At 70.7% G+C, this 6,566-nt stretch carries 6 protein-coding genes; 1 reads left to right on the top strand and 5 read right to left on the bottom strand.

The genetic code is table 11. The annotated features are described in order from the left end of the window. Nucleotides 1–154: 154 nt before the first annotated feature. Nucleotides 155–1,630: an MFS transporter gene (locus tag ACFWXC_RS14820; protein WP_384478505.1), complete on the bottom strand. Its 1,476-nt coding sequence runs from the start codon at nt 1,628–1,630 to the stop codon at nt 155–157. A gap of 86 nt (nt 1,631–1,716) precedes the next feature. Between ACFWXC_RS14820 and ACFWXC_RS14815 the strand changes: the two genes are divergently transcribed. Further along, nucleotides 1,717–2,109 (top strand): MarR family winged helix-turn-helix transcriptional regulator, encoded by a 393-nt coding sequence (locus ACFWXC_RS14815; RefSeq protein ID WP_384478502.1) that lies wholly within the window; start codon nt 1,717–1,719, stop codon nt 2,107–2,109. Between the two features lie 9 nt (nt 2,110–2,118). On the opposite strand, the gene ACFWXC_RS14810 is transcribed toward ACFWXC_RS14815, so the two are convergent. The 4 genes from ACFWXC_RS14810 to ACFWXC_RS14795 form a co-directional block, all read right to left on the bottom strand. Continuing rightward, entirely contained in the window at nt 2,119–2,853 is a 735-nt protein-coding gene (locus ACFWXC_RS14810; protein WP_384478499.1) for a maleylpyruvate isomerase family mycothiol-dependent enzyme, read from the bottom strand. Nucleotides 2,854–3,040: 187 nt separating this feature from the next. Then, nucleotides 3,041–3,745 carry a CPBP family intramembrane glutamic endopeptidase gene (locus tag ACFWXC_RS14805; protein WP_384478496.1) on the bottom strand — a complete coding sequence of 235 codons (705 nt, stop codon included), beginning with the start codon at nt 3,743–3,745 and terminating at the stop codon, nt 3,041–3,043. Between the two features lie 23 nt (nt 3,746–3,768). Beyond that, on the bottom strand, nt 3,769–5,031 hold the full coding sequence (locus ACFWXC_RS14800) for an arginine deiminase (RefSeq protein ID WP_384478493.1): 1,263 nt from the start codon (nt 5,029–5,031) through the stop codon (nt 3,769–3,771). A gap of 19 nt (nt 5,032–5,050) precedes the next feature. Further along, on the bottom strand, nt 5,051–6,481 hold the full coding sequence (locus ACFWXC_RS14795; protein WP_384478490.1) for a basic amino acid/polyamine antiporter: 1,431 nt from the start codon (nt 6,479–6,481) through the stop codon (nt 5,051–5,053). Nucleotides 6,482–6,566: the final 85 nt, after the last annotated feature.

Genomic DNA, 6,566 nt, shown 5'->3' with positions numbered 1-6,566 from the left:
TTTTTGTGTGTTTGTTGGTGATTTTTTTTTTTTTTATGACGCTGTTCCTCCTGGGGGGCGCGGGTCTCCCCCCCCACCCGGGCCGGCCCCACGTTCGGAGGCGTCTCCCGTCACGCGCATCAGTCGCGCATAAGCCGCGCGCGCCAGCCGCGCGTCAGTCGCGCACGGACACGCGCTCCGCCTCCAGGGAGGTGGACTTGGCGATCACGACGGTCTGCTGCCGGCGCGGGGCGCGCAGTCCGGTGAGGGTGATCAGGAGGCCGGCGAGGGCCACGCCCGCGACCACCATGAAGCCCGGGCGGTAGCTGTCGAGCATCGCCTGCGGGGTCGCATGCGCCGGGGCGCCCGCGGTGACCACGGCCGTCACGATCGCCAGGAAGATCGCGCCGCCCACCTGCACCGAGGTGTTGAGGAGCCCGGAGACCATGCCCTGCTCGTGGTCGTCGACCCCGTTGGTGGCCTGGATGTTGAGCGAGGGGAAGACCAGCGCGCAGGCCGCGCCGATCAGCAGCATCGACGGCAGGATCACCGCCGCGTACACCGGGTCCAGGTCGACGCGCAGGAACAGGGCGTATCCGAGAACCATGAACGCGAAGCCCGCCGCGATCAGCCGTGGGGTGCCGAAGCGGTCCACGATCGCACCGACCTTGGTCGAGGACACCGCCACGAGCGCGCCCGCGGGCAGGAAGGCCAGGGCGGTGTGCAGCGCCGACCAGCCGAGCAGGGACTGCATGTACAGGGTGGTCAGGAACTGGAAGCCGACGTAGGAGCCGAAGAAGGCGACCGCGCCGAGCTGGGCGCGGACCTGGTTGCCGGAGCGCAGCACGCCGAGCCGGATGAGCGGGCCGGGGGAGCGGCGTTCGACCCGGACGAAGACGGTCAGCAGGACGGCGACGGCCAGGAAGGACAGCAGGGTGCGGGCCGATGCCCAGCCCACCTGCGGGGCCTCCACCACGGTGAACACCAGGAGCAGCATGGAGGCGGTACCGAGGATCGCGCCGGGGATGTCGTATCCGTTGTGGTCGCGTTCGCGGGCGCTGCGCGGCAGCAGCCGGAGACCGGCGACCAGGGCGATCAGGGCGATGGGCGCCGGCAGCAGCATGGTGAGGCGCCAGCTGGCCTCGGTGAGCAGGCCGGACAGCACCAGGCCCATGGAGAAGCCGGTGGCCGCGCAGGTGGTGTAGATGGCGAGGGCGCGGTTGCGCAGCGGGCCCTCCGGGAACGTGGTCGTGATGATCGAGAGGCCGGCCGGAGCGGTGAAGGCCGCGCTGAGGCCCTTGATGAAGCGGCTGGCGATCAGCAGCGGGCCCGAGTCGACCAGGCCGCCGAGCAGCGAGGCGAGTGCGAAGACGCCGAGGGCCACGAGGAACACCTGGCGCCGGCCCAGCAGGTCGGCGGTCCGGCCGCCGAGCAGCAGTAGGCCGCCGTAGCCCAGGATGTAGCCGCTGACGATCCATTGCAGTGTCGAGGTCGACAGGTGCAGGTCGGAGCCGATCGACGGCAGTGCGACGCCGACCATCGACACGTCCAGGGCGTCCAGGAACATCGCGGCGCAGAGCACCAGCAGGGTGCCCCAGAGGCGGGGAGTCCAGCGTCCCTCGGGAGCAGGGGCGGTGAGCGGAGAGGTCATGCCCACAGACACTACATGCACATGCATCGAATGCGAACGCATTTAATTACGATGCAACAATTCCGTTTCTCTGCTACGGTGCGGGGATGGCGGCGAAGAAGCCCGAGCAAACACTCGTGGAGCAGTGGCGGGACATGCTGGCCCTGCACGCCCGGACCCAGTGCGAACTCGACCGCGCCCTGCACGGCCACGGGCTGTGCGCCAGTGACTTCGAGGTCCTCGACCTGCTCTCCGACAGTCCGACGACGGACGGCGTTTGCAGCTACCGCGTCCAGGAGATCGCCGAGCGGGTGCACCTCAGCCAGAGCGCGCTGTCCCGGCTGGTCGCCCGGCTCGAGAAGGACGGCCTGGTCGAGCGGGCCATGTGCCCGGAGGACCGGCGGGGTGTGCGGGTGGCGCTCACGGGCAAGGGGCGCGCGCTGCACGGCGAGGTGCTGCCGGTGCAGCGCGCGGTGCTCACCCGGATGCTGGCTGGCTAGGACCGGCGGTCAAATCCCGGACCTGGTGCGCCACAGGTCGGCCAGTTCCGGGTCGCCGGTCACCTTCGGCACCGGTACCCGGTTCCACAGCGCCAGGTACAACTCGTCGGCAGGACCGGAGAGTTCGGCCATCGCCTCAGGGAGTGCGCCGGGTTCCGTGACGGGCGGCTGCTCCGACAGCCGTACGGTCCAGACCGCGTCCCGGTCCTCGGCGCGCACCTGGAGCACCCGCGGGTACGCGGAGCGGACCCGGCTGCGGGAGCGGGCGTGGAAGCCGCGCAGCAGTTCGTCGATGCCGTCGACCGCGAAGTCGGCGGCGATCGGGGACGCCGGCCCGCCCCGGGCGGCCTCGGCGTCGTATCGGTGGACGGTCGTCTCATGGGCCTGCCGGCGCAGCCAGAAGGTGAGCGCCGAGGGGACGGGGGCGGGGTGGAAGGTCCAGCACGTCACGTTCCGCGGCGCACCGGCCAGGGTGTCGACGAGGTCGCGGTGGCCGTCCTGGAACCAGGTGGTCAGTTCGGTGCCGTCGAGGTCGGGCGGGTCGGGGATGGGCCGGGGTTCGGGATGGGCGTCGGCGACGACACCGGCGGCCCACCGGTGGATGGTGCCCGTGTGCCGCAGCAGGTCACGCACCCGCCAGTCCGGGCAGGTCGGCACCTCGGCGTCGAGGCCCGCCGCCACGGCGGCCGCGGCCAGCGACCGGCCCTCCAGGTCCAGGATCTGAAGATACTCCGCAGTCTCCATGCCGCGAGTCTGCCCGATACGGCACGCGCCGGCGCAGCAGGCCCCGGTACGGCATGCGTCGGCGCGGCAGGCCCCGGTGTCTGCTGTGTCTGCTGTGTCAGCGTGGCAGGCCCGGTGCGTGCTGTGTGTGAGCGCTGGGGCCCCGGCGCGTGCTGTGTCAGCGCCGTGGGCTCCCGCATGTCAGCCCCTAGCGCAGCAGGAATCCCACCGCGTAGCCCAGCGCGTTGACCGCCCAGTGCAGGGCCATCGGCGCCAGCAGGGAGCCGCTGCGGTCGCGCAGCCAGCACAGCAGACAGCCCGCCACGGCGGTGAACAGCACGGCCCCGATGTCCACCAGGACCGCCCCGGCGACCGACTGCCCGAAGAGCGAACCCAGCGTCGGCTTGTCCTTGTTGAGGTTCAGCGAGGGCAGGATGTGCCAGAGGCCGAACAGCACGGAGGACAGGACGGCGGCCGTCGTCGCCGTGCGCAGCCGGCACAGCAGCGCGAACAGCACCCCGCGGAAGGCGATCTCCTCCAGCAGTACGGTCCCCACGGGCACCGCGACCAGCGCCTTGAAGGCGATCTCCGCACCGCTCAGCGCGTTGGTCCGCTGGTCCGCGAACAGTCCCCGGGTGACCGGGAGAAGCGCCCCGCACAGATAGACCGCCGCGACGATCCCGATCAGGGCGACCGCCCAACGCACCCCGTCCGCCAGTGTGTTCCGGCCCAGCCCCAGCTCGGCCCAGTCGCCCCCGGCGCAGAACAGCAGCGCCACCAGGGCCGCCGAGGCGACGACCGCGGTCAGCAGGATCCAGGACCGGGCCCAGCGGTTGTCCAGCAGGTTGGCCGCCACCAGCACGGTCACCGCCGCCACCAGTGCGGCCCGGGTGGGGAGCCGGGAGACCGGCATCTCCGGGTCCGGGCCGGGGGGCGTCAGAACTCCACCGGGTCGCGCAGCAGCGGGCAGGTCATGCAGTGCCCGCCGCCCCGCCCCCGGCCCAGTTCGGCCCCGACGATGGTGATGACCTCGACGCCCGCCTTGCGCAGCAGCGTGTTGGTCTGGGTGTTGCGGTCGTAGGTGAAGACCACGCCCGGCTCCAGCGCGACCGCGTTGTCGCCGCTGTCCCACTGCTGCCGCTCGGAGGCGTACACGTCACCGCCGGTCTCGACGACACGCAGCTCCGGCAGCCCCAGCGCCTTGGCGACGACGTCGACGAACGGGGTGCTGGCCTCGTCGGTCAGTTCTATGCCGGGCGCCTTGTCGCCGGGCCGCAGCGAGAAGGTGTGCACCCCGTCCATGATGGCCGGGTAGAGGGTGACGAGGTCGCGGTCGGCGAAGGTGAACACCGTGTCGAGGTGCATGGCGGACCGCAGCCTGGGCATCCCGGCGACGATCACCTGCTGGGCCGCCCCGTTGTCGAAGAGCGCCTTGGCGACCTGGGTGACGGCCTGCCGCGAGGTGCGCTCGCTCATGCCCATCAGGACGACGCCGTTGCCGACGGGCATGATGTCACCGCCCTCGAACGTCGCCTGCCCCCAGTCGAGTTCGGGATCGCCCCACCACACCGTGGCGTCCTTGTACCCGGGATGGAAGGTGTAGACCGCCTTCATCAGGAGGGTCTCGTCGTGCCGGGCCGGCCAGTACAGCGGGTTGAGGGTGAGTCCGCCGTAGAGCCAGCACGTGGTGTCGCGGGTGTAGAGGGTGTTGGGCAGCGGCGGCATCAGGTACTCGCGGGCACCGGTGGATTCGCGGGCGAGGGCGACATAGCCGGTGCGGTACTCGTCGGGCAGGTCGACGGTGGCCAGGCCGCCGATCAAGTACCGGGCCAGCTGGGCGGGTTCGAGGGCCTCCAGAAAGGCGCGGGTGGAGTCGATCAGGCCGAGCCCCACCTGGTTGGCGACGATCTTCCGGTCCAGCAGCCAGTCCCGGGCCGCCGGAATCGTCACGGTCCCTGCGAGCAGGTCGTGCAACTCGACCACGTCCACGTCCCGTTCGCGGAGCTTGTTGACGAAGTCGGCGTGGTCGCGCTGGGCGTTCTCCACCCACATCACGTCGTCGAAGAGCAGGTCGTCGGAGTTGGTCGGAGTGAGCCTGCGGTGCGCCAGTCCCGGTGCGCAGACGAGCACTCTGCGCAGCCTGCCGACCTCGGAGTGGACGCCGAACGCGGCCCGGGTGGTGGGGGCTTGACTGCTCACGGTGCACCTTCCAGAGGGCTCAGAGACTGATCCAGCCGAGCGCCAGAGCGAGGATCCCGACCACCGCTCCGGCGACCGAGACGGCCAGGACGACGAGTTCACGCGGCGAGAACAGCCGTCGGCCCTGCTCCCGGCGGGCCATCACGAACAGGACGGTCGCCGGGGCGTAGACGACGAAGGAGACGAGGAGGTACTTCGGGCCGGCCGCGTAGACGAGGAACGCCGTGTAGACCGTGGCGAGCAGGCCGACGACCAGCTCGCCGCGGCGCCGCGCGGGCCAGGCGATCTTCGCGGCGAACGCGGCCGCCAGCAGATACGGGATCAGCGACAGCGCACTGGTCAGGTCCAGCGCGAAGTCGAAGGCGTCATCCGAGAACAGCGTGACCACCAGCACCACCTGGGACAGCAGGGTGGTCATCAGCAGCGCCGGCTCGGGCACGTCCCCGGCGGTCGACCGGCGCAGGAAACGCGGCATGTCGTCGTCCTTGGCGGCCACGAACAGCACCTCGGCGGCCATCAGCGTCCACGCCAGATACGCGCCGAGCACCGAGACGATCAGCCCCACGCTGACGAAGACCTGCCCCCAGGTGCCGACCGCGTGCTCCAGCACCCCGGCCATCGAGGGCTGACGCAGCTCGGCGATCTCGCTCATCGGCAGCAGGCCGTACGACACGATCGTCACGGACGCGAAGACGCAGAAGACGCTCAGGAAACCCAGCAGGGTGGCCCGGCCCACGTCGGCGCGCCGCTCGGCATGCCGAGAGTAGACGCTGGCGCCCTCCACCCCGAGGAAGACGAACACCGTGGCCAGCATGGTCCCGCGGACCTGGTCGAAGAGGGAGCCCGCGTAGTCGGCGCCGTGGAAGTTGGCGGCGAAGACGTCCGCCTTGAAGGAGAAGAGCGCCAGGATCACGAAGACCAGGATCGGCACGATCTTCGCGACCGTGACGATCCTGTTGACCGTGGCGGCCTCCTTCACGCCCCGCCGGATCAACAGGAAGAACGCCCACAGTCCGATCGTCGACAGGGCGGCCGCCAGCACGGTGTCGCCCTCGCCGAGAGCCGGCCACAGCGCGCCCAACGTGGACATGATCAGCACCCAGTAGGTGACGTTCCCGACGCAGGCGCTCGCCCAGTAGCCGAACGCCGAGAAGAACCCCAGGTATTCGCCGAACCCCGCCTTCGCATAGGCGTACACACCCGCGTCCAGGTCGGTCCTGCGCAGCGCCAGCGTCTGGAAGACCAGGGCCAGCATCAGCATGCCCGCACCCGCGATCACCCAGGCGATCAGCGCGCCCGCGACACCGGTCTCCTCGGCGAACCGGCGCGGCAGCGAGAACACCCCGGCGCCGACCATCGAACCGACCACCATCGCGGTCAGCGTGGGCAGCGTCAGCTTGGCCGCAGGCGGCGAGGAGCGGGGACTCTCGGTCGTCTGGGCCTGCGCCATGCCCACCACGATGGGATACCCCTGACCGCTCTGCACCTTTTGTCACCCAGGGGGATGGCCTCGGGGACCGTCCGGATGCGGCGGC

Source organism: Streptomyces sp. NPDC058683 (assembly GCF_042716195.1).
Taxonomy (GTDB): domain Bacteria; phylum Actinomycetota; class Actinomycetes; order Streptomycetales; family Streptomycetaceae; genus Streptomyces.
The sequence above is the reverse complement of the archived record's forward strand: the minus strand, read 5'-3'. Positions and strand labels throughout refer to the sequence as shown.